24 protein-coding genes are annotated in these 25,522 nt (G+C 60.5%); 8 read left to right on the plus strand and 16 right to left on the minus strand.

Annotation, left to right across the window (positions count from 1 at the left end; all coding sequences use genetic code 11):
- Positions 1–46 precede the first annotated feature (46 nt).
- Together diaA and dolP are read left to right on the plus strand one after the other, a co-directional pair.
- Entirely contained in the window at positions 47–637 is a 591-nt protein-coding gene (diaA, locus tag V8N38_RS22555) for a DnaA initiator-associating protein DiaA (RefSeq protein ID WP_004937103.1), read from the plus strand.
- 9 nt (positions 638–646) lie between these two features.
- Complete coding sequence (gene dolP, locus V8N38_RS22560; RefSeq protein ID WP_004937101.1) at positions 647–1,222, plus strand: division/outer membrane stress-associated lipid-binding lipoprotein; 576 nt, start codon at positions 647–649, stop codon at positions 1,220–1,222.
- 40 nt (positions 1,223–1,262) lie between these two features.
- On the opposite strand, the gene mtgA is transcribed toward dolP, so the two are convergent.
- From mtgA to V8N38_RS22580, 4 genes are all read right to left on the minus strand, one after another.
- On the minus strand, positions 1,263–1,994 hold the full coding sequence (gene mtgA / locus V8N38_RS22565) for a monofunctional biosynthetic peptidoglycan transglycosylase (RefSeq protein WP_049198512.1): 732 nt from the start codon (positions 1,992–1,994) through the stop codon (positions 1,263–1,265).
- A complete protein-coding gene (elbB, locus tag V8N38_RS22570; protein WP_070915403.1) occupies positions 1,991–2,644 on the minus strand; it encodes an isoprenoid biosynthesis glyoxalase ElbB in 654 nt (217 codons plus the stop codon). The genes mtgA and elbB overlap by 4 nt, the downstream gene beginning before the upstream one ends.
- Positions 2,645–2,881: 237 nt before the next feature.
- A complete protein-coding gene (gene arcB, locus V8N38_RS22575) occupies positions 2,882–5,221 on the minus strand; it encodes an aerobic respiration two-component sensor histidine kinase ArcB (RefSeq protein ID WP_147840361.1) in 2,340 nt (779 codons plus the stop codon).
- 92 nt (positions 5,222–5,313) lie between these two features.
- The gene (locus V8N38_RS22580) at positions 5,314–6,252 is read right to left on the minus strand and encodes a TIGR01212 family radical SAM protein (protein ID WP_060424679.1); all 939 of its coding nucleotides are present in this window, start codon (positions 6,250–6,252) and stop codon (positions 5,314–5,316) included.
- A 692-nt stretch (positions 6,253–6,944) separates the two neighbouring features.
- Between V8N38_RS22580 and gltB the strand changes: the two genes are divergently transcribed.
- The 3 genes from gltB to V8N38_RS22595 all read left to right on the plus strand — a co-directional run bounded on the left by gltB (position 6,945) and on the right by V8N38_RS22595 (position 13,483).
- The gene (gltB, locus tag V8N38_RS22585) at positions 6,945–11,405 is read left to right on the plus strand and encodes a glutamate synthase large subunit (RefSeq protein ID WP_033649002.1); all 4,461 of its coding nucleotides are present in this window, start codon (positions 6,945–6,947) and stop codon (positions 11,403–11,405) included.
- Positions 11,406–11,419: 14 nt separating this feature from the next.
- A complete protein-coding gene (locus V8N38_RS22590; protein WP_048234903.1) occupies positions 11,420–12,838 on the plus strand; it encodes a glutamate synthase small subunit in 1,419 nt (472 codons plus the stop codon).
- Between the two features lie 165 nt (positions 12,839–13,003).
- Positions 13,004–13,483: a hypothetical protein gene (locus V8N38_RS22595; RefSeq protein ID WP_147840362.1), complete on the plus strand. Its 480-nt coding sequence runs from the start codon at positions 13,004–13,006 to the stop codon at positions 13,481–13,483.
- A gap of 62 nt (positions 13,484–13,545) precedes the next feature.
- On the opposite strand, the gene sspB is transcribed toward V8N38_RS22595, so the two are convergent.
- The 5 genes from sspB to zapE form a co-directional block, all read right to left on the minus strand.
- Entirely contained in the window at positions 13,546–14,046 is a 501-nt protein-coding gene (gene sspB / locus V8N38_RS22600; RefSeq protein ID WP_004937084.1) for a ClpXP protease specificity-enhancing factor, read from the minus strand.
- 5 nt (positions 14,047–14,051) lie between these two features.
- Positions 14,052–14,693, minus strand: coding sequence for a stringent starvation protein SspA (gene sspA, locus V8N38_RS22605; RefSeq protein ID WP_147840363.1), 642 nt, complete (start codon positions 14,691–14,693; stop codon positions 14,052–14,054).
- A 324-nt stretch (positions 14,694–15,017) separates the two neighbouring features.
- Entirely contained in the window at positions 15,018–15,410 is a 393-nt protein-coding gene (gene rpsI / locus V8N38_RS22610) for a 30S ribosomal protein S9 (protein WP_004937080.1), read from the minus strand.
- 15 nt (positions 15,411–15,425) lie between these two features.
- Positions 15,426–15,854 (minus strand): 50S ribosomal protein L13, encoded by a 429-nt coding sequence (rplM, locus tag V8N38_RS22615; protein WP_004937079.1) that lies wholly within the window; start codon positions 15,852–15,854, stop codon positions 15,426–15,428.
- A 264-nt stretch (positions 15,855–16,118) separates the two neighbouring features.
- Positions 16,119–17,246: a cell division protein ZapE gene (gene zapE, locus V8N38_RS22620; protein WP_060424675.1), complete on the minus strand. Its 1,128-nt coding sequence runs from the start codon at positions 17,244–17,246 to the stop codon at positions 16,119–16,121.
- Between the two features lie 231 nt (positions 17,247–17,477).
- On the opposite strand from zapE, the gene zapG reads away from it, so the two are divergent.
- From zapG to degS, 3 genes are all read left to right on the plus strand, one after another.
- Entirely contained in the window at positions 17,478–17,879 is a 402-nt protein-coding gene (gene zapG, locus V8N38_RS22625; protein ID WP_004937074.1) for a Z-ring associated protein ZapG, read from the plus strand.
- A 181-nt stretch (positions 17,880–18,060) separates the two neighbouring features.
- Positions 18,061–19,431 carry a serine endoprotease DegQ gene (degQ, locus tag V8N38_RS22630; RefSeq protein ID WP_060424673.1) on the plus strand — a complete coding sequence of 457 codons (1,371 nt, stop codon included), beginning with the start codon at positions 18,061–18,063 and terminating at the stop codon, positions 19,429–19,431.
- 88 nt (positions 19,432–19,519) lie between these two features.
- A complete protein-coding gene (gene degS / locus V8N38_RS22635) occupies positions 19,520–20,578 on the plus strand; it encodes an outer membrane-stress sensor serine endopeptidase DegS (protein WP_019453130.1) in 1,059 nt (352 codons plus the stop codon).
- A 71-nt stretch (positions 20,579–20,649) separates the two neighbouring features.
- On the opposite strand, the gene murA is transcribed toward degS, so the two are convergent.
- The 7 genes from murA to mlaF form a co-directional block, all read right to left on the minus strand.
- Complete coding sequence (gene murA / locus V8N38_RS22640) at positions 20,650–21,909, minus strand: UDP-N-acetylglucosamine 1-carboxyvinyltransferase (protein ID WP_004937068.1); 1,260 nt, start codon at positions 21,907–21,909, stop codon at positions 20,650–20,652.
- 55 nt (positions 21,910–21,964) lie between these two features.
- The gene (gene ibaG / locus V8N38_RS22645) at positions 21,965–22,219 is read right to left on the minus strand and encodes a BolA family iron metabolism protein IbaG (RefSeq protein ID WP_004937066.1); all 255 of its coding nucleotides are present in this window, start codon (positions 22,217–22,219) and stop codon (positions 21,965–21,967) included.
- A 140-nt stretch (positions 22,220–22,359) separates the two neighbouring features.
- On the minus strand, positions 22,360–22,662 hold the full coding sequence (gene mlaB / locus V8N38_RS22650; RefSeq protein ID WP_060424671.1) for a lipid asymmetry maintenance protein MlaB: 303 nt from the start codon (positions 22,660–22,662) through the stop codon (positions 22,360–22,362).
- Positions 22,662–23,291: a phospholipid-binding protein MlaC gene (mlaC, locus tag V8N38_RS22655; protein ID WP_060424669.1), complete on the minus strand. Its 630-nt coding sequence runs from the start codon at positions 23,289–23,291 to the stop codon at positions 22,662–22,664. Before mlaC ends, mlaB begins: the two co-directional genes overlap by 1 nt.
- A gap of 14 nt (positions 23,292–23,305) precedes the next feature.
- Positions 23,306–23,854 (minus strand): outer membrane lipid asymmetry maintenance protein MlaD, encoded by a 549-nt coding sequence (gene mlaD / locus V8N38_RS22660; RefSeq protein ID WP_060424667.1) that lies wholly within the window; start codon positions 23,852–23,854, stop codon positions 23,306–23,308.
- Between the two features lie 4 nt (positions 23,855–23,858).
- Entirely contained in the window at positions 23,859–24,641 is a 783-nt protein-coding gene (gene mlaE, locus V8N38_RS22665) for a lipid asymmetry maintenance ABC transporter permease subunit MlaE (protein WP_004937059.1), read from the minus strand.
- A 4-nt stretch (positions 24,642–24,645) separates the two neighbouring features.
- Positions 24,646–25,461 carry a phospholipid ABC transporter ATP-binding protein MlaF gene (gene mlaF, locus V8N38_RS22670; RefSeq protein ID WP_060424665.1) on the minus strand — a complete coding sequence of 272 codons (816 nt, stop codon included), beginning with the start codon at positions 25,459–25,461 and terminating at the stop codon, positions 24,646–24,648.
- Positions 25,462–25,522: the final 61 nt, after the last annotated feature.

Raw genomic sequence — 25,522 nt, forward strand, 5'->3', positions numbered from 1 at the left:
GTTTTGCGGCGCAGACCGGCCCTTTGACTTAGTGGATTAATACAACGTGCTGGATAGAATTAAAGTCTGTTTTACCGAAAGCATCCAAACCCAGATCGCGGCGGCGGAAGCATTGCCGGACGCCATTTCCCGCGCTGCGATGACGCTGGTTCAATCCTTACTCAACGGCAACAAAATCCTGTGCTGCGGCAACGGCACCTCGGCGGCCAACGCGCAGCACTTCGCCGCCAGCATGATCAACCGTTTTGAAACCGAGCGCCCCAGCCTGCCGGCCATCGCCCTCAACGCCGACAACGTGGTGCTGACGGCGATCAGCAACGATCGGCTGCACGACGAAGTGTACGCCAAGCAGGTGCGCGCGCTCGGGCACACCGGCGACGTGCTGCTGGCGATTTCCACCCGCGGCAACAGCCGTGATATTGTGAAAGCGGTCGAGGCGGCCGTCACGCGCGATATGACCATCGTCGCGCTCACCGGCTACGACGGCGGCGAGCTGGCCGGGCTGCTCGGCCAGCAGGATGTCGAGATCCGCATCCCGTCGCACCGCAGTTCGCGCATTCAGGAAATGCATATGCTGACCGTAAACTGCCTGTGCGATCTGATAGACAATACGTTATTCCCCCACCAGGACGATTAAGGAACTGAGATGAAGCTAAAAGCCACATTTGCAGTGCTGTCCAGCGCCCTGCTGTTGCAAGGCTGTATCGCCGGCGTCGTCGTCGGCAGTGCGGCCGTCGCGACCAAAACCGCCACCGACCCGCGCAGCGTCGGGACCCAGGTGGATGACGGTACGCTGGAAGCCAGGGTCGAAAGCGCTCTGAGCAAAGACCAGCAGTTGAAGAAAGACGCCCGTGTGGTCGCCACCGCCTATCAGGGCAAAGTGCTGTTGACCGGCCAGTCGCCTAACGCCGATCTCACCGCGCGCGCCAAGCAGATCGCCATGGGCGTGGAAGGCACGACCGAAGTGTACAACGAAATCCGTCAGGGCACGCCGGTCAGCCTGAGCACCGCGTCCTCCGACACCTGGATCACCACCAAGGTGCGTTCGCAGCTGCTCACCAGCGATACGGTGAAATCATCCAACGTGAAGGTCACCACCGAAAACGGCGAAGTGTTCTTGCTGGGCCTGGTCACCCAACAGGAAGGGCAGTCGGCGGCGCAGATCGCCAGCCAGGTGAGCGGCGTGAAGCACGTCACCACCGCCTTTACCTATGTGAAGTAATCCGTTCTGGCGGGAGCGGCACCGTGCTGCTCCCGCCCGTTTAATCCAGCTTGTTCTCGCTTAAAAACGCTTCCCCGCCCAGTTGCCGCATCTGGCGCATGATCCACTGCTGTCGCTGTATCACATAGCCGGAAGGCGCATCGGCCCTGAAGCGATGCGGATTCGGCAATACCGCCGCCAATAGCGCCGCTTCCGCCGCGCTTAGCCGTTTGGCCGGCTTATGGAAAAAGCGTTGTGAAGCCTCTTCAACGCCAAACACCCCGTCGCCGAACTCGACGATGTTCAGATACACCGTCAGAATGCGCCGCTTGGTCCACACCAGCTCGATGCCCGACGTCAATCCGGCCTCCAGCCCTTTGCGTAGCCAGCTGCGGCCATCCCACAGAAACAGGTTCTTGGCGGTTTGCTGCGACAGCGTGGACGCGCCGCGGATGCGCGTCGGGCGCTTCTCGTTGTGGCTGAGCGCCTTTTCAATGGCCGCCACGTCGAAGCCCCAATGGTCTGGAAACTTCTGATCCTCCGCCGCCATCACCGCCAGCGCCATCTGCGGCGAGATGTCGTCCATCGACACCCAATCCGAATGGGCGACGTAGCCAAAGTCGCCGCTCAGCCAGGCGCTGACTTGCCGCTCCACCATCACGGCGGAAAACGGCACCGGCAGGAAAGCAAAGGCCACAATGCCCAACACCCACAGGCCGAGAATCGCGATGACCCCGCGCTTCAGCCAATACCACGGGCGCAGTCGCCGCCATCCGCCGAGCGATTTTCTCATTCAGCCATTTCCAGTACCCGCGCCACCAGCTTATCGATACCGAGGGCCGCCTGCGCGATCGACGGCGCCAGCATATAGGCCGGCGTGGTCACGACTTTGTGTTCGCTGTCCACCACGATATCGTCTACCGGACAAATCACCGGCTCGCCGCCCATGGCGTCAATCACTTCTCCCAGGTCCGGATCGTTGCCAATGGTCAGCCGCGCTTGTTGATCCAGCAGTTTCGGCAACAGCGCCGGCGCGATGCACATCAGGCCAATTGGTTTGCCGGCCTTATGCATCTCGCGCGTCAGACGCGCCAAATCCTCATCGACCCAACATTCCGCGCCGGCTTCGGCGAAATTGCTGAGGTTCTTGGCGGCGCCGAAGCCGCCGGGCACGATCAGCGCATCCAGCTGCGCGGCCTCCGCCAGCGCCAGCGGCTGCACCGCGCCGCGGGCAATGCGCGCCGACTCAATCAGAACATTGCGCGACTCCGCCATCTCCTCACCTGATAAGTGATTAATAACATGGCATTGTGGTTTATCGGGCGCAAAGCACACCGCCTGCGCGCCGGCACGGTCCAACGCCAGCAGCGTCAGCACCGCTTCATGGATCTCCGTACCGTCATAAACACCGCTGCCGCTGAGGACGACACCCACCTTTTTCATCACTCTTACTCCTGTCGCTGCTGTCAACTGGTTCGTGCTCGGAGTTGACAAACACTAATCTACATCACACATTTTAATGAATCTTCTAACAAGAGCGCTTACATTTGCTATGTTGTTGGCTGTATGATGTTTAGGAATTCGCTACAACCTGCTCGACCAGAACACTGAAACCAATACGCAGGTTCACAATTTCCCTGGTGTTGGCGCAATATTCGCGCACCCCGGCTTAGGTCGGGGTCATTTTTTTTCAGCGTTCTCAACCCAAGCCCGCAGTACCTGCACGTCGTTGCGCCACTCTTGTTTCAACTCATCCACCCAATCCTGCACGTTATCCCACCAGGCCGGCAGCGTCGGCGTTTGAATCTGTTGCGCCAGCTGCTGCAGGTGACGCAGACCGACCGAACCGGCGGCGCCTTTGATCTTGTGCCCTTCTTCGGTGATGCCTTTCTGATCGCGCGCCGTCATGTTGGAGTCCAGCACCGCCAGGTAGCCCGGCATCATCTGTTCGAACATCTCCAGGCTTTGGTGGATCAGCTGCGGGCCAACCAGGTCCATGTACTGCTCCAGCATCGCGGTATCGAGTAACGACTCATTAATCTGCATCGCCTTGTGCTCCGTTTTCTTTGAAGTGTGAGAAGGTTGATGATCCCAATAGTGTTTGATGACCTGGGTCAACGCCGGCACCGACAGCGGCTTGCTCAGCACATCGTCCATGCCCGCCTCGAGGTACTCTTTTTTGTCTTTCAGCACGTTAGCGGTCAGGGCCACCAGCGGCGGCAGCGCCTGCCCGGCGTAGCGTTCGCGCAGCACCCGGGCGATATCCAGCCCGGTCATGTCCGGCAGCTGGATGTCCAGCAGCACCAGATCGAACTCGTCCGGATCGAACATCGCCAGCGCGTCGTGGCCGTTCATCGCCACCTCGACGCTGTTGCCCAGTTTCTCCAGCACCGAGCGCGCCACGATCACGTTCAGCTCGATATCCTCCACCAGCAGGATGTGCAGCGCCGGCAACGGCAGTCCCTCTTCCTCCGGCGCCGCGCTGGCGGCTTCCTGCACCGCCGGCGCCTGGATGGTCAGAGTGAAGCAAGAACCGTGCCCCTGTTCGCTGCGCACGGTGATGTCGCCGCCCATGCTCTGCGCCAGTCGCTTGGAGACCGCCAGCCCGATGCCGGTGCCGGTGGCCGGGCGGCCGCCGCGCTGATCTTTCACCTGGTAATACATGGCGAAGATCTTGTCCTGCTCGTCCTGCGGGATGCCCATGCCCGAGTCTTCCACCTCGAACACCAGCTTCTCCTGCGCCTCGCGCCGCACGCGCACCACGATTTGCCCCTGCTGGGTGAATTTCACCGCGTTGCCGATCAGGTTCCACAAAATCTGCCGCAGGCGCGTACCGTCGGTCACGATCTGCTGCGGCAGCGGCGTCTGCGGCTCCATGATGAACTGCAGCCCTTTCGGCTGCGCCAACAGGCCGGAGAGGTTCTCCAGATCCGCCAGGAAGCCGGTGAAGTCCACCGGCTGGTTGTCGAGCTGCACCTTGCGCCGCTCGAGCTTATCCATTTCGATAATGTCGTTGAAGATATTGCCGAGGGTGATGGCGCTGACGTGAATGGTCTTCAGGTATTTCAGCTGCTCGTCGTTCAGCTCGGTATCGAGCAGGATACGGCTCAGGCCAACGATGCCGTTAAGCGGCGTACGCAGCTCGTGGCTGATCGTGGAGATAAAGGTGGTCTTCTCCCTGCTGGCGTTCTCCAGCGCGTCCTGGTAGCGCTTACGCTCGGTAATATCGCGGCCGAAGCCCATCAGCCCGTGGCGTTTGCCCACCCGGTCATAAAACGGGACCTTGCGCAGCTCGAAACAGGCCTTGCGGCCATCGGGATACACCAGCCACTGTTCGTAGGTCAGCGAGACGTTGTGGCGGAACACCTTCTCGTCGGTCTCAATGACCTTTTCGGCGATCTCCTGGCCGTAGACGTCGAACGGCGTCAGGCCGATCAGCTGCTTCTCGCTCTTGCCGGTCAGCAGCTCCATCGCGCGGTTGCAGCCGGAAAATTCTTTGTCTTCGTTGCGGTAGTAGACCAGATCCGGCGAGGCATCGAGGAAGGAACGCAGCAGCGCCGATTGCTGGCCCAGCTCAATCTGCGCCAGTTCACGCTGTTCCATCTCTTCCGTCAGCTTGTCCATCACCTGCAGGCGCTCTTCTTCCGCCTTGATACGGTCAGCGATCTCCTGGTTCAGCTGGCTGATATTGTCCTTAAGCTGCTGATTGAGCTCCAGATCGCGGTGGCGCATTTCCTCCAGCTTGTCCACCAGCCGCGCCAGCCGCTGGCGCGACTCCTCCAGCTGCTCCACCACCACCGAGAGGAAGTAGACCGCCCACGGGGTGATCAACAGGCCGAAGAAGATCGAACGCACCACGTCGATGCTTTCCACTTCGCCGCGCAGCAACATGGTCACCGCCATCTGCACCACCATCGCCAGCACCACCAGCGCCGAGGCCAGCAGCAGCGAGAAGCGCACCAACCCCAGTTTCACCATTAAATCGACGTAGTACTGGGCCAACACCCGGATTTGCTTCATAGCGGCTCCCATCAGACACAATCTTTTGAATCATACCGTAAAACAGCGGTGAGATAAGGCGGCAAACGCCGAAGTGTGGCAAAGATTGCACTTCAGAGCGGCATTCCAGGGCGGTAGCGCCGCTTTTCATCCAGCGCGCTGCCCTGCCCGCCGTATTGCTGCAGATAAGCGCCCACCGCCTGCATGCCGCTCCAGCGGTTTTCGCACCACAGCGGCGCCAGCAGCGTGGGCCGACGGGCGCTGGCGGACAGGCGGTGATACACCACCTCGCCAGGCGTGTGGCGGATCATCTCCCCGGCGCTGACGGCGTAGTCCTCCAGCGCCAGTTCGGGCAAACGCCCGGCTCGCCACGCGCGGGCCAGGGTACTGCCGGTCACGACGTGCAGCGGATGCAGCTTAATGCCATCCACGCCGGACTCCACCACCCGCTGCAGCGTGAGCAGATGATCGCGCTGGGTTTCTCCCGGCAGCCCGACGATCAGATGGCAGCACACCTTCAGCCCGCGCTGCCGGGCCCGTTGCGCGGTCTGCTGATAGCAGCGGAAATCATGGCCGCGGTTGATGCGTTTGAGCGTTTTATCGTGCGCCGTCTGCAGCCCCAGCTCCAGCCACACTTCATAACCCTCCTCGCGATACCCCGTCAGCAGATCCAATGCGGCGGGCGGCACGCAGTCCGGCCGGGTGCCGACGCACAGGCCGACCATCTCACTCTGCGCCAACGCCTGCCGATACATCGACGCCAACAATTCGACCTCCGCATAGGTGCTGGTATAGGCCTGGAAATAGGCCAGATAGCGCCGCGCCCGGTTGACCCGCGCGGCCTGCTGCGCCAGCTGTTCGGCGATACTTTGCCGCTGCATCGCCTCATCGGCAAACGAAGCGACGTTGCAAAACGTACAGCCGCCGCGCCCCAACGTGCCGTCGCGGTTAGGGCAGCTGAATCCGCCGTGCAGCGTGAGTTTATGGATCTTTTCGCCATAGCGGCGCTGGAGATCTGCGCCAAACATATTGACTAATTGCGGCAACTGCATAATCTTGGTGATTCTCTGTGTTCAAAGCCGCGATGCTAATAAGAAACGGCTTTTCCCGCGATGACAGAGATCAACGCTTTCCCCGCAAGGCGCCACCAGGCATAACTATTCATCATAAATGCAAATCAATTCACTATAATTCTGATGAATTATTCTAATCGTCGCGCAACCGTTAACGGCAATATGACAATGCGGTGAAAAACAGTGACAAACATCAACAAAGAAATATCTTATAGAATAAAATTCTGCCATTAACCCCCGCACTAGCATGGTGCAGAGATTAAGGGGTTGCACTATAGTGAGACAGCTCACACTTCTGTGGGGATCGGCGTTGCCCCACGATAGTGCAAAAACACATTAAAATACTTATTTTTCAAATAAATAAACATCATCAATTCGATAAGAATCTATCTTAAGCCCACATTTGACCTGCGAATTCTTTCTCGCTAAGTTGGAAGTCCGCTGGAAGCTTTCTGGACGGGCAAACGTCTCGTCATATTTATGCAGTAATTGAAGACTCCCTCTTAAAACAAGTCCTATACCACTTGTGAGACCGTCACGAGAGGCCATTGATGGAGGGCGGAAAAGCAGATTAGCGGGGTTAACTTGCTGATTGGACTTCTGCCTGAAATTGGGAAGCCCCCTCGCAGTAGGTTGTGAGAGTCACGCAGAGCCTGGGGAGGTTCACTGATATGTTGTACGATAAATCCCAAGAGAGGGACAACTGTGGTTTCGGCCTGATCGCCCACATAGAAGGCGAACCTAGCCACAAGGTGGTTCGCACCGCCATTCACGCGCTGGCCCGCATGCAACACCGCGGCGCAATCTTGGCCGACGGCAAGACCGGCGACGGCTGCGGCCTGTTGCTGCAAAAACCCGATCGCTTCTTCCGCATGGTGGCGGAAGAGCGCGGCTGGCGTTTGGCCAAGAACTACGCCGTCGGCATGATGTTCCTCAGCCAGAATGAAGAGGAAGCGCGCCTCAGCCGCCGCATCGTGGAAGAAGAGCTGCAAAACGAAACGCTGTCGATCGTCGGCTGGCGTGAAGTGCCGACCAACCCGGACGTGCTGGGTGAAATCGCCCTCTCCTCCCTGCCGCGCATCGAGCAAATCTTCGTTAACGCCCCGGCCGGCTGGCGCCCGCGCGATATGGAGCGCCGCCTGTTCGTGGCGCGCCGCCGCATCGAGAAACGCGTGCAGGACAACAGCTTCTACGTCTGCAGCTTCTCCAACCTGGTGACGATCTATAAAGGCCTGTGCATGCCTGCGGATCTGCCGCGCTTCTATCTCGATCTGGCGGACCTGCGCCTGGAGTCGGCCATTTGCCTGTTCCACCAGCGCTTCTCCACCAACACCGTGCCGCGCTGGCCGCTGGCGCAGCCGTTCCGCTACCTGGCGCACAACGGCGAAATCAACACCATCACCGGCAACCGCCAGTGGGCGCGTGCCCGTACCTACAAATTCCAAACGCCGCTGATCCCGGATCTGCAGGCCGCCGCGCCGTTCGTCAACGAAACCGGCTCCGACTCCAGCTCGCTGGACAACATGCTGGAGCTGCTGCTGGCGGGCGGGATGGATCTCATTCGCGCCATGCGTTTGCTGGTGCCGCCGGCCTGGCAGAATAACCCGGACATGGACGGCGATCTGCGCGCCTTCTTCGACTTCAACTCGATGCACATGGAGCCGTGGGACGGCCCGGCCGGCATCGTGATGTCCGACGGCCGCTACGCCGCCTGTAACCTCGATCGCAACGGCCTGCGCCCGGCACGCTATGTGATCACCAAAGACAAGCTGATCACCTGCGCCTCCGAAGTCGGCATCTGGGATTACCAGCCGGACGAAGTGGTGGAAAAAGGCCGCGTCGGCCCCGGCGAGCTGATGGTGATCGACACCCGCAGCGGCCGCATCCTGCACTCGGCGGAAACCGACAACGATCTGAAAAGCCGCCATCCGTATAAAGAGTGGATGGAGAAAAACGTCAAACGTCTGGTGCCGTTCGAAGATCTGCCGGACGATCAGGTCGGCAGCCGCGAGCTCGACGACGCGCAGCTCGAAACCTACCAGAAACAGTTCGGCTACAGCAGCGAAGAGCTGGATCAGGTGATCCGCGTGCTGGGCGAGATTGGCCAGGAAGCCACCGGCTCGATGGGCGACGATACCCCGTTCGCCGTGCTCTCCAGCCGGCCGCGCATCGTTTACGACTATTTCCGCCAGCAGTTCGCGCAGGTCACCAACCCGCCGATCGATCCGCTGCGCGAAGCGCACGTCATGTCGCTGGCCACCAGCATCGGCCGTGAAATGAACGTGTTCTGCGAAGCCGAAGGCCAGGCGCACCGCCTGAGCTTCAAATCGCCGATCCTGCTGTACTCCGATTTCAAACAGCTCACCACGCTGGAAGGCGAATACTATCGCGCCGAGACCCTCGATCTGACCTTCGATCCGCAGCAGCAGGATCTGGAGCAGACCATTCGCGCCCTGTGCGACGAAGCGGAACGCAAGGTGCGCGAAGGTGCGGTGCTGTTGGTGCTGTCCGACCGCGCCATCGCGCCCGGCCGCCTGCCGGTACCGGCTCCGATGGCGGTGGGCGCCGTGCAAACCCGCCTGGTGGAGAAAAGCCTGCGCTGCGACGCCAACCTGATCGTTGAAACCGCCAGCGCCCGCGATCCGCACCACTTCGCCGTGCTGCTCGGCTTCGGCGCGACCGCCATCTACCCGTACCTGGCCTATGAAACCCTGGCCAAGCTGGTGGACAGCCAGGCGATCGACAAGAAATACCGCGACGTGATGCTGAACTACCGCAACGGCATCAACAAAGGCCTGTACAAGATCATGTCCAAAATGGGCATCTCGACCATCGCCTCTTACCGCTGCTCCAAGCTGTTCGAAGCGGTCGGCCTGCACCGCGATCTGGCGGATCTGTGCTTCCAGGGCGTGGTCAGCCGCATCGGCGGCGCCAGCTTCAGCGATTTCCAGCAGGATCTGCAGAACCTTTCCAAGCGCGCCTGGCTGAAACGCAAGCCGCTGGAGCAAGGCGGCCTGCTGAAGTTCGTGCACGGCGGCGAATACCACGCCTACAACCCGGACGTGGTGAACTCGCTGCAAAAAGCGGTGCACAGCGGGGAATACAGTGACTATCAGGCCTACGCCAAGCTGGTGAACGAGCGGCCGGTCGCCATGCTGCGCGATCTGCTGGCCATCACGCCGAAAGGCGAACCGATCCCGGTCGATCAGGTTGAACCGGCGGAGTCGCTGTTCAAACGCTTCGACACCGCGGCGATGTCGATCGGCGCACTGAGCCCGGAAGCGCACGAGTCGCTGGCGATCGCCATGAACGGCCTCGGCGGCTTCTCCAACTCCGGCGAAGGCGGCGAAGATCCGGCGCGCTACCGCACCAACAAGGTGTCGCGCATCAAACAGGTGGCCTCCGGCCGCTTCGGCGTGACGCCGGCCTACCTGGTGAACGCCGACGTGATCCAGATTAAGGTGGCGCAGGGCGCCAAGCCGGGTGAAGGCGGCCAGCTGCCGGGCGACAAAGTCACCCCGTACATCGCCAGACTGCGTTACTCGGTGCCGGGCGTGACCCTAATCTCCCCGCCGCCGCACCACGACATCTACTCGATCGAAGATCTGGCGCAGCTGATCTTCGACCTGAAGCAGGTCAACCCGAAGGCGGTGATTTCGGTGAAACTGGTGTCCGAACCGGGCGTCGGCACCATCGCCACCGGCGTGGCGAAAGCCTATGCCGATCTCATCACCATCGCCGGTTACGACGGCGGCACCGGCGCCAGCCCGCTGTCCTCGGTGAAATACGCCGGCTGTCCGTGGGAGCTGGGCCTGGTGGAAACCCAGCAGGCACTGGTGGCCAACGGCCTGCGCCACAAGATCCGCCTGCAGGTGGACGGCGGCCTGAAAACCGGCGTGGACATCGTCAAGGCGGCGATCCTGGGCGCGGAAAGCTTCGGCTTCGGCACCGGACCGATGGTGGCGCTGGGCTGTAAATACCTGCGCATCTGCCACCTCAACAACTGCGCGACCGGCGTCGCGACTCAGGACGACAAGCTGCGCCGCGATCACTACCACGGCCTGCCGGAACGCGTGACGAATTACTTCCAGTTTATCGCGCGTGAAACCCGCGAGATCATGGCGCAGCTGGGCGTGAGCCAACTGGTGGATCTGATCGGCCGCACCGAGTTCCTGACCGAGCTGGACGGCATCTCTGCCAAGCAGAACAAGCTGGATCTTTCGCCGCTGCTGAAAACCGCCACGCCGCATCCGGGTAAAGCGGTGTACTGCACCGAAAGCAGCAACCCGGCGTTCGACAAGGGCCTGCTGAACAAAGAACTGCTGGCGCAGGCGCAACCGCATATCGAAGCGAAGCAGGGTAAAACCTTCTACTTCGACATTCGCAACACCGACCGCTCCGTGGGCGCCATGCTGTCCGGCGCTATCGCCGACGTGCACGGCGATCAGGGCATGGCGGCCGATCCGATCAAGGCGCACTTCTCCGGCACCGCCGGGCAGAGCTTCGGCGTCTGGAACGCCGGCGGGGTCGAGCTGACCCTGACCGGCGACGCCAACGACTATGTCGGCAAAGGCATGGCCGGCGGCAGCATCGCGGTGCGTCCGCCGATCGGCTCCGCCTTCCGCAGCCATGAAGCCAGCATCGTCGGCAACACCTGCCTGTACGGCGCTACCGGCGGCAAGCTGTTCGCCGCCGGCCGCGCGGGCGAACGCTTCGCGGTGCGCAACTCCGGCGCCATCACCGTGGTGGAAGGCATCGGCGACAACGGCTGCGAATACATGACCGGCGGCATCGTCTGCGTGCTGGGTAAAACCGGCATCAACTTCGGTGCGGGCATGACCGGCGGTTTCGCCTACGTGCTGGACGAAGACGGCGAGTTCCGCAAGCGCGTGAACCCGGAGCTGGTGGAAGTGCTGGATGTCGATCAGCTGGCGATCCATGAGGAGCACCTGCGCGGCCTGATCACCGAACACGTGCAGGCGACCGGCTCTTCCCGCGCGGAAGAGATCCTGGCCAACTGGCCGGAGTGGGCACCGAAGTTCGCCCTGGTCAAACCGAAGTCCAGCGATGTCAAAGCGCTGTTGGGTCACCGTAGCCGTTCCGCAGCCGAGCTGCGGGTGCAGGCGCAGTAAGAGGTAGGTCATTAATGAGCCAGAACGTTTACCAATTTATCGACCTGCAGCGTGTTGATCCGCCAAAGAAACCGCTGAAGATCCGCAAAATCGAGTTCGTCGAGATCTACGAACCGTTTTCGGAAACCCAGGCCAAGGCCCAGGCGGACCGCTGTCTGTCCTGCGGCAACCCGTATTGCGAGTGGAAGTGCCCGGTGCACAACTACATCCCGAACTGGCTGAAGCTGGCCAACGAAGGCCGCATCATGGAAGCGGCGGACCTGGCGCATCAGACCAACAGTCTGCCGGAAGTGTGCGGCCGCGTGTGCCCGCAGGATCGCCTGTGCGAAGGCTCCTGCACCCTGAACGACGAGTTCGGTGCGGTCACCATCGGCAATATCGAACGCTACATCAGCGATAAGGCCATCGAAATGGGCTGGAAGCCGGACATGTCGCACGTGCAGCCGACCGGCAAGCGCGTGGCGATCGTCGGTGCCGGCCCTGCCGGGCTGGCCTGCGCCGACGTATTGACCCGCAACGGCGTCAAGGCGGTGGTATATGACCGTCATCCGGAGATCGGCGGCCTGCTGACCTTCGGCATCCCGGCCTTCAAGCTGGAAAAGGAAGTGATGGTCAAACGCCGCAGCATCTTCAGTGAGATGGGCATCGAGTTCCAGCTGAACACCGAAGTGGGCAAAGACATCAGCATGGAGACCTTGCTGAGCGAGTACGATGCGGTATTCCTCGGCGTCGGCACCTATCAGTCGATGCGCGGTGGCCTGGAGAACGAGGAAGCGCAGGGCGTGTACGATGCGCTGCCGTTCCTGATCGCCAACACCAAGCAGCTGATGGGCTATGAAACCGAGCAGCACGAGCCTTACGTCAGCATGGAAGGCAAGCGCGTGGTGGTGCTGGGCGGCGGCGATACCGCCATGGACTGCGTGCGTACCTCGGTGCGCCAGGGCGCGACGCAGGTCACCTGCGCCTACCGCCGCGACGAAGCCAACATGCCGGGTTCCAAGCGCGAAGTGAAGAACGCCCGGGAAGAAGGGGTAGATTTCCAGTTTAACCTGCAGCCGCTGAGTATCGAGCTGAACAGCGCCGGCCGCGTGGCCGGGGTGAAGATGGTACGCACCCAGCTGGGCGCACCGGATGCCAACGGCCGTCAGGCGGCGGAGCAGGTGCCGGGTTCTGAACACGTGATCGACGCCGACGCGGTGGTGATGGCATTCGGCTTCCGCCCGCACCGTATGGACTGGCTGGCGGCGCACGACGTGCAGCTCGATAAACAGGGCCGCATCCTGGCGCCGGAAGGCAGCGACAACGCGTTCCAGACCAGCAACCCGAAAATCTTCGCCGGCGGCGACGCGGTGCGCGGTTCCGACCTGGTGGTGACGGCGATCGCCGAAGGCCGCAAGGCGGCAGACGGCATCATGAACTACCTGGAAGTGTAAACCTTCCGTACCGCCAGAGGCCCGGCACATTGCCGGGCCTCTGTTTTTAGCCTGCCACGCTTTGTAACAACCTCCCCTCACCTCACCGCGTCAACGCGCTATAGTATTGAGTTAGCACCATTGCGGGGCGCGGCTGCGCCTGACACCGAGATAAGGATAGCGAACATGAAATGCTCCATTTCCCTGTTGGCCGGCGCAGTGCTGGCCGTCAGTTTCAGCGCTTCAGCCATGGCGCTGGATTCGCAGGAGGTCGGTTACAATATCGAAGCGCGCGGCGCGCGGCCGGTCGTGGCACAGTTGGGCAAGGCCGGGCAGTTCAGCGCCGTGGAAAACAGCATCCGGCTGGGGGACGACAGCTGGATTGCCCTGGCGCCCAAGCTGGCCGGCGGCGGCAATGCCGGCTTCACCGCCGGCATCAAATCGGCGCTCTCCGCCGCCCTGATTTACAATCCGGCGGCGGTGTTGCAGACGCTCAACAAAGGCAACGATCTGCCGCTCAATGACATTTGCACCGCGCCGCCGGAAGTGCAAGGCGACACCGCCATCACCAGTTTCCGCCAGCGCGCAACCCGCGCCTTGTCCACCGTGCGCGTAGGCGATCTCAGCGCACCGCGCGATGCCTGCATTGCCGCCTTGAAAGGCTGATCCGCTTCTGCCGGGCAAAAAAAAGCACCCCATAGGGTGCTTTTTCGTTTGTTCGCGCGGGATTACTTCACCACGCGCAGCGCCGGGCGGCCACCGCGCGGCGGCTGCGGCGGCTCGTCGTCCGGGCCGTTGTCTTCCGCGGTATCCGGGCGATCGCCGTCGATCACCGACATCAGGGTTTCCGAAGGGATCGTCTCATTGTCCAGGCCTTCGAACACGCCTTCGCTCTCGTCGTAGGCGGCTTCCGGTTCGAACATCGTGCCGGCGCCGTTTTCACGCGCATAGATCGCCAGCACGGCGGCCATCGGCACCGAAACCTGACGCGGCACGCCGCCGAAGCGCGCGTTGAACTGCACGTCTTCATTGCCCAACGCCAGGTTGCCTACCGCGCGCGGCGCGATATTCAGCACGATCTGGCCGTCACGCGCGAACTCCATCGGCACCTGCACGTCCGGGCGAGTCACGTCGACCACCAGGTGCGGCGTCAGCTGGTTATCCAGCAGCCAGTCATAGAACGCCCGCAGCAGATACGGGCGACGCGGCGTCATCTGAGACATGTCCATCGCGCTTAGCCCCGGGTTTGCAGGCGCATTTCACGCTCGGCTTCGGTCAGGGAAGCCAGGAAAGCGTCGCGTTCGAAGACGCGGGTCATGTAGCCTTTCAGCTCTTTGGAGCCGGCACCGCTCAACTCAATGCCCAGCTGCGGCAGACGCCACAACAGCGGCGCCAGATAGCAATCCACCAGGCTGAACTCTTCGCTCATGAAATATGGCGCCTGACCGAAGATCGGTGCGATCGCCAGCAGCTCCTCGCGCAGTTGGCGACGGGCGGACTCCGCTTCCTGACCGCTGCTCTGCTCGATCTTGTCCATCAGCGAGTACCAGTTCTTCTCGATGCGCAGCATCATCAGACGGCTCTCGCCACGGGCAACCGGGTAAACCGGCATCAGCGGCGGGTGTGGGAAACGCTCATCCAGGTATTCCATGATGATGCGGGATTCATACAGGGTCAGTTCGCGATCGACCAGCGTAGGCACCGTCTGGTAAGGGTTGAGGTCAATCAGATCTTGCGGCAGGTTATCCATTTCGACCTGCTCGATCTCGACGCTGACACCTTTCTCCGCCAGTACGATACGTACTTGATGGCTAAAAATGTCGGTCGGGCCAGAGAACAGCGTCATTACCGAACGTTTGTTGGCAGCGACAGCCATGAAAACCTCCAAGTTATCTAGAAAATACTGCGAATAGCCAACTGACAGGCTGCTATCCTGAATAATCTTGCCGCAGGCCGGCAGCACGCAGCGCGACCCGAGCCCATGAAAAACCGGCCCAGGAGGTCAACTGCACGGCGAACAGGCGCAAAAGTGGGTGATAGTTTACCAGATTTTGCTTGTTTTGTGGGACGGTGCGGCGAATTCATGTTGAATTGTCTGATCTGCCACAGATTTTAGTCGGGGACGGCGGATTTCAGGCATAAAAAAACCCGGTGAAGCACCGGGTTTTTTGCGTAAATCGCACTGCCGAAGCAGCGAAAATTAACGCTTGGAGAACTGCGGACGACGACGTGCTTTACGCAGGCCGACTTTCTTACGTTCAACCTGACGAGCGTCACGGGTGACGAAGCCAGCTTTACGCAGTTCAGAACGCAGAGTCTCATCGTACTCCATCAGTGCACGGGTGATACCGTGACGGATAGCGCCAGCTTGACCGGAGATACCACCACCTTTAACGGTGATGTACAGGTCCAGTTTGCCAACCATGTCGACCAGCTCCAGCGGCTGACGAACTACCATGCGGGCAGTTTCGCGACCGAAGTACTGTTCCAGGCTGCGCTGGTTGATAACGATGTTACCGTTGCCCGGCTTGATGAAGACGCGAGCGGCGGAGCTTTTGCGGCGACCAGTGCCGTAGTATTGATTTTCAGCCATTGCCATTAATCCCGATTAAATGTCCAGAACTTGCGGTTGCTGTGCCGCGTGATTGTGCTCGGTGCCCGCGTAAACTTTCAGTTTACGGAACATAGCACGACCCAGCGGGCCCTTTGGCAGCATGCCTTTAACCGCGATTTCAATCACGCGCTCAGGACGGCGGGCAATCATCTCTTCAAAGGTCGCTTGCTTGATACCACCGATGTGGCCGGTGTGGTGGTAGTACACTTTGTCTGTACGCTTGTTGCCGGTTACAGCAACTTTGTCAGCGTTCAGAACGATGATGTAATCACCGGTATCCACGTGCGGGGTGTATTCCGCTTTATGCTTGCCGCGCAGGCGACGAGCCAGTTCAGTAGCGAGACGGCCTAAAGTTTTACCATCTGCATCAACAACGTACCAGTCGCGTTTTACGGTTTCTGGTTTAGCTGTAAAAGTTTTCATTAGAAAGCTTACCCAATAATTAGTTACACGTTGGTGAACACCCAAACGCTCGAAAACAGTTGAGGCTCACACGACCATACAAGTCCAGCAAACCTACCCCTTCGAATAGCCATTGCCGGCACTATAAAGTTTTTGGGAAAAAAAACTTTGTTGTAACGTGGGGTCGCAAGATTATAGAGAAGTCGCTCACAAAGATCGAACGGTTTTTGAATGGAAAATAAATTTATCGCCGGCGGCAGGCAACCGGCGATAGGCCCGGCGGACTCAGGGCAGATGCGGCAGCTTGAGGTACTCTTCGCTCTGCATTTCCTGCAGGCGCGACAGGCAGCGCTGGTACTCGAACTTCAGCCTCTCCCCCTGGTAGATCTCGAACATCGACGCCTCGGCGCCGATCACCAGCTTGACGTGTCGCTCGTAAAATTCGTCCACCAGCGCCAGGAAGCGGCGCGCGGTATTCTCTTTCAGCGGCCCCATCACCTGCACATTATACAGGATCACGCTGTGATACAGCCGCGACAGCGCAATGTAGTCCAGCTGGCTGCGCGCCTCTTCGCACAGCGTGTGGAAATCCACCGCCAGCACGCCGTCCACCGAACGGATCGCCTGCAGCGGCCGATGGTTGATCTGCAGCACCGGCGCGTCCTCCCCCGCCTTGCCCGCCAGCTTGACGAACATCCGATCCAGGGTCGCGCGCGTCTGGTCGTTCAGCGGCGTCAGATAGAGGTGCGCCTGGGTCAGGGTACGCAGACGATAGTCGATGCCGGCGTCGACGTTCATCACGTCGCAGTACTCATTGATCAGATCGATTGCCGGCAGGAAACGCGCCCGCTGCAGGCCGTTGCGGTACAGATCGTCCGGCGGGATGTTCGACGTGGCCACCAGCGTGATGCCCCGGGCGAACAGCGCCTGCAGCAGCGTGGCCAGCAGCATGGCGTCGGTGATGTCGGACACGAAGAATTCGTCGAAGCACAGTACGTCGGTTTCGGCCTTGAAGCCGTCGGCGACGATTTCCAGCGGGTTTTCCCGCCCTTGCAGTTCGGTCAGCTCTTCATGCACCCGCAGCATGAAGCGGTGGAAGTGCAGACGCATTTTGCGATCGCCCGGCAGGCTGTGGAAGAACATGTCCATCAGCCAGGTTTTGCCGCGCCCGACGCCGCCCCACATATACAGCCCCTGCACCGGACGCTGCGGCGCCGTTTCGCCGCCCTTGCCCAACAAACGGCTGAGCTTGCCGCGCAGCCCGCCCGCAGGCGCGCTCGCCGCGGGCTTTTGCAGCAGAGCCTGATAAATGCGATCCAGTTGAGCGACGGCCCGGCGTTGAACCTCATCGGCCTGATATTCCCCCGCGTCCAGCGCCTGCTGGTAGCGAGATAACGGTGATAGTGCCTGCATCTGTTCGATGTTCCCTAAGAACGCTTAGAAATTATTTAGCCAACGTTAGCGGCAAGTTGATGCCGATTCGCACCGTTATCGCCACAAATGCCCGCTGCGGGCGCCGTTGAAAACCCTGTAAACACTGGGTGGAAGCGCATCAGGATTCCACTCGGACAAGGTTAACGGTTATAGTGGATATTATTAAGTGAAAAATCCCTGCGGAACAACGAAGTCAAAATAGGAGTCATCATGACCTGGGAGTATGCGCTGATTGGTTTGGTCGTCGGTATCGTGATTGGGGCGGTGGCGATGCGTTTTGGCAACCGTAAATTACGTCAACAACAAGTCCTGCAGAACGAGCTGGACAAGAGCAAAACCGAGCTGGAAGAGTACCGCCAGGAGCTGGTCGGCCACTTCGCCCGCAGCGCCGAGCTGCTGGACAACATGGCTCGCGATTATCGCCAGCTGTATCAGCATATGGCGAAAAGCTCCAACAACCTGCTGCCGGATCTGCCGATGCAGGAGAACCCGTTCCGCTATCGCCTGACCGAAGCGGAAGCGGACAACGATCAGGCGCCGGTGGAAATGCCGCGCGACTATTCTGAAGGGGCCTCCGGCCTGCTGCGCGGTCAAAGCGCACGCCGCGACTGATATTCCTTCTTCGCCCGCGGGGCCACCCGCGGGTTTATTCCCCCTTTGTGCCTTATTGACCTTCCTTCGCATTACCTTTACTGAACTTTGCACGCAAATTCACGGTCTTACCCTTCACTATGACAAGGTGATTGCCTTATCATCAAATTTTCATCGGCAGGTATTGAGAGAGTTATCATCAATGAAGAAAAAGTCTTTAATTCTTAGTGCATTGGCAATGAGCCTCGGCCTGGCGTTCAGCGCCGTACCGGTGGCCAACGCGGCCCTGCCCGTTGCCGTTCAGGGGCAGCCGCTGCCGAGCCTGGCGCCGATGCTGGAAAAAGTCTTGCCCGCCGTAGTGAGCGTGCATGTCGCAGGCACCCAGGTGCAGCGTCAACAGCTGCCGGAAGAGTTCAGACGCTTCTTCGGCCCCAATTTCCCCGGCCAACAGCAAAGCTCCCGCCCGTTTGAAGGGCTGGGTTCCGGCGTCATCATCGACGCCGCCAAAGGCTACGTGCTGACCAACAATCACGTCATCAACAACGCCGATAAAATCCGCGTACAGTTGAACGACGGGCGCGAACTGGACGCCAAGCTGGTCGGCCGCGATGAGCAATCCGACATCGCCCTGCTGCAGCTCAGCGACACCAAAAACCTGACCGCCATCAAGATGGCCGATTCCGACCAGCTACGCGTCGGCGACTTCGCTGTGGCGGTCGGCAACCCGTTTGGCCTGGGCCAAACCGCCACTTCAGGCATCATCTCGGCGCTGGGCCGCACCGGCCTGAATCTGGAAGGGCTGGAAAACTTCATTCAGACCGACGCCTCGATCAACCGCGGCAACTCCGGCGGCGCGTTGGTTAACCTGAACGGCGAGCTGATCGGCATCAATACCGCCATTCTCGCGCCGAGCGGCGGCAACGTCGGCATCGGTTTCGCCATTCCGAGCAATATGGCGCAGAACCTGAGCCAGCAACTGATCGAATTCGGCGAAGTGAAACGCGGCCTGCTCGGCATCAAGGGCAGCGAAATGACCCCTGACATGGCCAAAGCCTTCAACACCGACGCGCAGCGCGGCGCCTTCGTCAGCGAAGTGCTGCCGAAATCCGCCGCCGCCAAGGCCGGCATCAAAGCCGGGGATATTCTGGTTTCCGTCGACGGCAAGCCGGTGAACAGCTTCGCCGAGCTGCGCGCCAAGGTCGGCACCACTGCGCCGGGCAAAACCCTCAAAGTGGGCCTGCTGCGCGACGGCAAACCGCAGGAAGTCTCGGTCACGCTGGACAACAGCGAGAGCGCCTCGACCAATGCCGAAACGCTGTCGCCGGCGCTGCAGGGCGTTTCCCTCAGCAACGGTGCGCTGCCGAGCGGCGACAAGGGCGTGAAGGTAGAGAACGTGGATAAAGGCTCGACGGCGGCGCAAATCGGCCTGCAAAAAGGCGACGTGATCATCGGCGTCAACCGCCAGCGCGTGGACAGCATTACCGCGCTGCGCAAGGTGCTGGAAGCCAAACCACCGGTGATGGCGCTCAATATCGTGCGCGGTACCGAAACCATTTATCTGCTGCTGCGTTAATTTGTGCAAAAACCGGGCTCGGTGACATACTGCGCCCGGTTAACTCATGCTATCCTCCGAACATCGTTCACCACACCACGAAAACTCCATGTTTGCTAAGCTCTTGCGTTCTGTCGTTATCGGTCTCATCGTTGCCGGCCTGCTGTTGGCTGCCCTGCCCATGCTGCGCTCTTCCAACGGCCTGTTTGCAGAGAAAACCGAGAATACCAGCGACGAAACGCCGGTGAGCTACAACAAGGCAGTGCGCCGCGCCGCGCCCGCCGTGGTGAACATCTACAACCGCAACCTGAACGGCGCCGCCAACGTGCTGTCGCTCGGTTCCGGCGTGATCATGAACGAACGCGGCTATATCATCACCAACCGCCACGTGATCAAAGACGCCCAGCAGATCACCGTGGTGTTGCAGGACGGCCGCCGCTACGAAGCGCTGCTGGTCGGCTCCGACGGCCTGACCGATTTGGCGGTGCTGAAGATCGATCCCGGCAACCTGCCGGTGATCCCGACCAACAAAAACCGCGTTGCCCACGTCGGGGACGTGGTGCTGGCAATCGGCAACCCGTATAACCTGGGGCAGACCGTCACTCAGGGCATCCTCAGCGCCACCGGGCGCATCAGTATGAGCACCACCGGCCGACAGACTTTCCTGCAGACCGACGCTTCAATCAACCGCGGCAACTCCGGCGGCGCGCTGGTCAACTCGCTGGGCGAACTGATCGGCATCAACACCCTGACCTATGACAAAATCACCGACGGCGAAACGCCGGAGGGCCTCGGCTTCGCCATTCCGATCGAACTGGCCACCAAAATCATGGACAAGCTGATCCGCGACGGCCGCGTGATCCGTGGCTATTTCGGCATTCAGGGCAAGGAGATCATTCCGCTGCGTTCCTCCAATTCCGGCATCGATCGCCTGCAGGGCATCATCGTGACCGAAATTACGCCGAACGGCCCGGCGAGCAGCGCCGGTTTCCAGATCAACGACATCATCATCAACGTGGATAACAAACCGGCGGTGTCCGTGCTGGAGACCATGGATCAGGTCGCGGAGATCAGGCCGGGCACCGAGATACCGGTCATCGTGCTGCGCGACGGCAAGCGCATTACGTTGAAAATGACGGTGGGTGAATTCCCGGAAGACAGTAATTAAAAAAGGGCCGGCATTGATAGCCGGCCCTTTGATTTTCATCCCGCCGACGCAGCCGCGCCGGCGCTAATCACTTACTCGCCTTTCACGCGTTCGATGTTCGCACCCAGCGCGCGCAGCTTGTCTTCAATACGCTCATAGCCGCGATCGATGTGGTAGATGCGATCGACGACGGTCACGCCGTCGGCGATGCAGCCGGCGATCACCAGGCTGGCGGAAGCGCGCAGATCGGTCGCCATCACCTGAGCGCCGGACAGCTGCTCAACGCCGTGGCAGATTACGGTGTTGCTCTCGATTTCCGCGTGCGCGCCCATGCGGATCAGTTCCGGCACGTGCATGAAGCGGTTTTCGAAGATGGTCTCGGTGATGACGCCGGTGCCTTCCGCCACCAGGTTCAACAGGCTGAACTGGGCCTGCATGTCGGTCGGGAAGCCCGGGTGCGGCGCGGTGCGCACGGTGACCGCTTTCGGGCGTTTGCCGTGCATGTCCAGGCTGATCCAGTCTTCACCCACTTCGATATCGGCACCGGCTTCGCGCAGCTTGGCCAGCACCGCATCCAGCGTGTCCGGACGGGTGTTGCGGCACATCACTTTGCCGCCGGAAACCGCAGCGGCGATCAGGAAGGTACCGGTCTCGATGCGGTCAGGCAGCACGCGGTACACGCCGCCGCCAAGACGCTCGACGCCCTCGATGGTAATTTTGTCACTGCCGGCGCCGCTGATCTTCGCGCCCAACGTGTTGAGGAAGTTGGCGGTATCGACAATTTCCGGCTCACGCGCGGCGTTTTCGATAACGGTGGTGCCGGTCGCCAGGGTCGCGGCGCTCATGATGGTCACGGTCGCGCCCACGCTCACCTTGTCCATGACGATGTGCGCGCCCTTCAGGCGGCCCTCGACGGACGCCTTGACGTAACCTTCTTCCAGCTTGATCTCGGCACCCAACTGCTCCAGGCCGGTGATGTGCAGATCGACCGGACGCGCGCCGATCGCGCAGCCGCCCGGCAGGGAAACCTGGCCGCGGCCAAAGCGCGCCACCAGTGGCCCCAGCGCCCAGATGGATGCGCGCATGGTTTTCACCAGATCGTAAGGGGCACAGAACTCGTTCACACCGCTGGCGTCCACGAAGACCGAACCGTTGCGCTCAATCTTGGTACCCAGCTGGTTGAGTAGTTTAATGGTGGTGTCGATGTCCTTCAGCTTAGGGACATTCTGCAGTTCGACCGGCTCTTCCGCCAACAGGGCGGCGAACAGGATCGGCAGGGCGGCGTTTTTGGCCCCGGAAATAGACACTTCACCACTCAGGCGAGTCCGACCCTGCACACGAAATTTATCCATCTGACTACTCTCTGTTATCTAATCTGAAGCTGCCCGCCCGGCAGGGCAAACAGCCTTAAAATCCGTTGAGTTTGCGGTCTCGCTGCCACTCTTCAGGGGTGTACGCCTTGATAGACAAGGCATGAATGCGGTTGTCCGCAATGTATTCCATCAGCGGTGCGTAAACCGTCTGCTGTTTTTTGACGCGGCTCATACCGGCGAACAGTTCACCGACCACGATCGCCTGAAAATGGCTGCCGTCGCCCGTCACATGTACTTCATCCAGTGCCAATGCCTGCATCAGCACGTCTTTAATCTCGTTGGTTTCCATAGTATCCAGTTCTGCCGCTAAAGGATCATAAACAGCCTAGTATCTTAGTGGAATACGATGTTTTCTTAAACTAAAGAAAAAGCCCCTGCGTAACAGGGGCTTTGTATCGTTTTACCACGCAAGGGCGACGTAAAACGCCGCTAACCGGCGGTATCGACAGGCATTATCGCCTGCAGGTTGTAGAGCGCGATCAGCGTTTTCAGGCGCTCGGTGGCGCCGAAAATTTTTAGCGCTACGCCGCGCTCGCGCTGCTCTTCCTGCAGATGCAGCAACAGCGCCAGCCCGGCGGAGTCCACCCGCTCCAGTTGCGCCACGTCGATCGCGGTTTTATCCGCCATCAGCGCATCGCGCTGCCGCCACAGCGGCTGCAGCGTTTCCCGGTCCAGTTCACCGCGCAGGATCAGCGTCTGCTGCTGTGATTCGAAGCTGAGCGCTGCCGACATCAGTTTTTCTTGTCCAGCGTAATAGGCTGCGCGGCGGCGGCCTGCAGCTGTTTGGTCAGGCCATCGATGCCCTGAGTACGCAGCGTGGACGCCCACTCGTTCTGCTTGGTGGTGATCATGCTGACGCCTTCGGCGATCATGTCATACGCCTGCCAATAGCCGGTTTTGCTGTTCTTGCGCCATTGGAAATCCAGACGCACCGGCGGGCGGCCGCCGTTGTCGATGATGGTGACGCGAATGGCCACGATGTCGGCATTGCCCAGCGGCTGTTCAGGCGCAATCTGGTAAGTCTGGCCGTGGTACATCGCCAGCGCCTGGCCGTAAGCCTGCTCCAGGTAAGCCTGGAAGGCGGTGAAGTAGGCTTCGCGCTGCGCAGGCGTCGCGTCTTTGTAGTAACGGCCCAGCACCAGCGCGCCGGCGTATTTCACCTGCACGAACGGCATCAGTTCCTGATGCACGATGGAGCGCAGGTAGTTCGGGTCCTGCTTGATCTTCGGCTGTTCGTTCTTCAAACGGCTGAAGGTCTTCTGCGCCGCGTCTTGCATCAAGCTGTAAGGATTGGTTTGGTCGGCTGCGCTCGCCAGCGGTGCAACCACCAGCAGAGCCACCATCAGTAAACGTTTAAACATGCAGGTATCCTCTCTTAATGATTTGGAACAGCGGGTTGCGGTGCGGCGCCGGCAGCCGGCTCAGCGGCCGCGTCTCCCGATTTGGCGCTGTCCTGACCGCCGCTTTTATACAGGAACTGGCCGATCAGATCTTCCAGAACCATGGCTGATTTGGTGTCCTGGATGGTGCCGCCGTCTTTCAGAATGGTGGTGCCCATGTCAGGATCTTCGAAGCCCACGTTAAGCGCCAGATATTGCTCGCCCAGCAGGCCGGAGGTGCGGATCGCCAGCGAGCTGGTATCCGGGATTTGGTCGTACTTTTTCTGGATATCCAGCGCCACGCGCGGCGTGTAGGTTTTCGGATCGAGCTCGATGTCCGCCACGCGGCCGATCACCACGCCACCGATCTTCACCGGCGAACGCGGTTTCAGGCCGCCGATGTTGTCGAACGTCGCGTAAATGCGGTAGGTCGGCTCGCTGCCGATCGATTTAAGGTTCGCCACCTGCAGGCAGATAAACACGATGGCGCACAGCGCGATCAGCATAAATGCCCCAACCCAGATTTCACTCTTCTTCGTTTGCATCGAATCAATTCCCAAACATCAGTGCTGTCAGCACGAAATCCAATCCCAACACCGCCAGTGACGAATGCACCACGGTACGCGTCGTCGCCCGGCTAATCCCTTCAGAGGTAGGCACGGCGTCGTACCCGTTGAAAATGGCAATCCAGGTTACGGTAATGGCGAATACCACGCTTTTGATCAGGCAGTTGAGCAGATCTTTTTTCCACTCCACGGCGCCCTGCATCGCCGACCAGAAGAAGCCGCTGTCGATGCCCTTCCAGTCCACGCCGACCACCGAGCCGCCCCAGATGCCGATCGCCACGAAAATGATGGTCAACAGCGGCATGCTGATCAGCCCCGCCCAGAAGCGCGGCGCCACGATGCGCCGCAGCGGATCGACCGCCATCATTTCCAGGCTGGAGATCTGCTCCGTCGCCTTCATCAGGCCGATTTCCGCCGTGAGCGCGGAACCGGCGCGGCCGGCGAACAGCAGCGCCGTCACCACCGGCCCCAGTTCGCGCAGCAGCGACAGCGCCACCATCATGCCGAGGCTGGCCTCGGCGCTGTAGGTGGTGAGCACGATATAGCCCTGCAGGCCCAGCACCATGCCGATGAACAGCCCGGAGACCATGATGATCAGCAGCGACTGCACGCCGACGCTGTAGAGCTGTTTCAACAACAGCGGCCACTGCTTGCCGGGTTCCGGCCGGCCAATCAACGCGTTGAACAGCATCAACCCGGCGCGGCCGAAGCTGGCGCTGGTGTTGATGCCACTGCGCCCCAAGGACGCTAACGCTCTTAATAACATGAGCTTATTTACTCCCTAAGCCTAGCAGTTCGGTCTGATAATCCCCGGCCGGGTAACGGAACGGCACCGGCCCATCCGCTATACCATCCAGGAACTGGCGCACGCGCGCATCAGGATTGTTCTGCAATTGCTGCGTGGTGCCTTCGGCGATCACCCGGTGATCGGCCACGATGTAGGCGTAGTCGGCGATGCTCAGCACCTCCGGCACGTCGTGCGACACCACGATGCAGGTAATGCCCAGCGCATGGTTCAGCTCATCGATCAGCTTGACCAGCACCCCCATGGTGATCGGATCCTGGCCGACGAAGGGTTCGTCGAACATGATCATATCAGGGTCCAGCGCGATCGCGCGCGCCAACGCCGCCCGACGCGCCATGCCGCCAGAAAGCTCATTGGGCATCAGCTGGGCCGCACCGCGCAGCCCTACCGCCTCCAGCTTCATCAGCACCGTGCTGCGCAGCAGGGGTTCAGGCAGGTTGCTGTGCTCGCGCAGCGGGTAGGCCACGTTTTCGAATACGGTCAAATCGGTGAACAGCGCGCCCGACTGGAACAGCATGCTCATCTTTTTGCGCGCGTCGTATAACTGACGGCGGGACAACGCGGGAATGTTGTCGCCGTCGAACCAAATCTCCCCGCTGTCCGGCGTCAGCTGGCCGCCTATCAGGCGCAGCAGCGTGGTTTTGCCGATGCCCGATGGCCCCATGATTGCCGTGACCTTGCCTCGGGGCACCGTCAGGTTGATGTCTTCAAATATCCGCCGGTCGCCGCGCGAGAAGCTCATGTCGCGCACTTCGACCAAATTATCTGCCTTATGGAGCATGTTAATGGACCCTTTACGACTCATCTGTTGCTGAATCTACCCGTGATGTTAAAGCAATGGG

This window comes from Serratia nevei (assembly GCF_037948395.1).
In the GTDB taxonomy this organism is placed as follows: domain Bacteria; phylum Pseudomonadota; class Gammaproteobacteria; order Enterobacterales; family Enterobacteriaceae; genus Serratia; species Serratia nevei.

Bases quoted from the DNA above. Each gene is read 5' to 3' on its own strand.
- dolP (WP_004937101.1), top strand. From the start codon at position 647: ATGAAGCTAAAAGCCACATTTGCAGTGCTGTCCAGCGCCCTGCTGTTG.
- mtgA (WP_049198512.1), bottom strand. From the start codon at position 1,994: ATGAGAAAATCGCTCGGCGGATGGCGGCGACTGCGCCCGTGGTATTGG.
- elbB (WP_070915403.1), bottom strand. From the start codon at position 2,644: ATGAAAAAGGTGGGTGTCGTCCTCAGCGGCAGCGGTGTTTATGACGGT.
- arcB (WP_147840361.1), bottom strand. From the start codon at position 5,221: ATGAAGCAAATCCGGGTGTTGGCCCAGTACTACGTCGATTTAATGGTG.
- V8N38_RS22580 (WP_060424679.1), bottom strand. From the start codon at position 6,252: ATGCAGTTGCCGCAATTAGTCAATATGTTTGGCGCAGATCTCCAGCGC.
- gltB (WP_033649002.1), top strand. From the start codon at position 6,945: ATGTTGTACGATAAATCCCAAGAGAGGGACAACTGTGGTTTCGGCCTG.
- V8N38_RS22590 (WP_048234903.1), top strand. From the start codon at position 11,420: ATGAGCCAGAACGTTTACCAATTTATCGACCTGCAGCGTGTTGATCCG.
- V8N38_RS22595 (WP_147840362.1), top strand. From the start codon at position 13,004: ATGAAATGCTCCATTTCCCTGTTGGCCGGCGCAGTGCTGGCCGTCAGT.
- sspB (WP_004937084.1), bottom strand. From the start codon at position 14,046: ATGGACATGTCTCAGATGACGCCGCGTCGCCCGTATCTGCTGCGGGCG.
- sspA (WP_147840363.1), bottom strand. From the start codon at position 14,693: ATGGCTGTCGCTGCCAACAAACGTTCGGTAATGACGCTGTTCTCTGGC.
- rpsI (WP_004937080.1), bottom strand. From the start codon at position 15,410: ATGGCTGAAAATCAATACTACGGCACTGGTCGCCGCAAAAGCTCCGCC.
- rplM (WP_004937079.1), bottom strand. From the start codon at position 15,854: ATGAAAACTTTTACAGCTAAACCAGAAACCGTAAAACGCGACTGGTAC.
- zapE (WP_060424675.1), bottom strand. From the start codon at position 17,246: ATGCAGGCACTATCACCGTTATCTCGCTACCAGCAGGCGCTGGACGCG.
- zapG (WP_004937074.1), top strand. From the start codon at position 17,478: ATGACCTGGGAGTATGCGCTGATTGGTTTGGTCGTCGGTATCGTGATT.
- degQ (WP_060424673.1), top strand. From the start codon at position 18,061: ATGAAGAAAAAGTCTTTAATTCTTAGTGCATTGGCAATGAGCCTCGGC.
- degS (WP_019453130.1), top strand. From the start codon at position 19,520: ATGTTTGCTAAGCTCTTGCGTTCTGTCGTTATCGGTCTCATCGTTGCC.
- murA (WP_004937068.1), bottom strand. From the start codon at position 21,909: ATGGATAAATTTCGTGTGCAGGGTCGGACTCGCCTGAGTGGTGAAGTG.
- ibaG (WP_004937066.1), bottom strand. From the start codon at position 22,219: ATGGAAACCAACGAGATTAAAGACGTGCTGATGCAGGCATTGGCACTG.
- mlaB (WP_060424671.1), bottom strand. From the start codon at position 22,662: ATGTCGGCAGCGCTCAGCTTCGAATCACAGCAGCAGACGCTGATCCTG.
- mlaC (WP_060424669.1), bottom strand. From the start codon at position 23,291: ATGTTTAAACGTTTACTGATGGTGGCTCTGCTGGTGGTTGCACCGCTG.
- mlaD (WP_060424667.1), bottom strand. From the start codon at position 23,854: ATGCAAACGAAGAAGAGTGAAATCTGGGTTGGGGCATTTATGCTGATC.
- mlaE (WP_004937059.1), bottom strand. From the start codon at position 24,641: ATGTTATTAAGAGCGTTAGCGTCCTTGGGGCGCAGTGGCATCAACACC.
- mlaF (WP_060424665.1), bottom strand. From the start codon at position 25,461: ATGCTCCATAAGGCAGATAATTTGGTCGAAGTGCGCGACATGAGCTTC.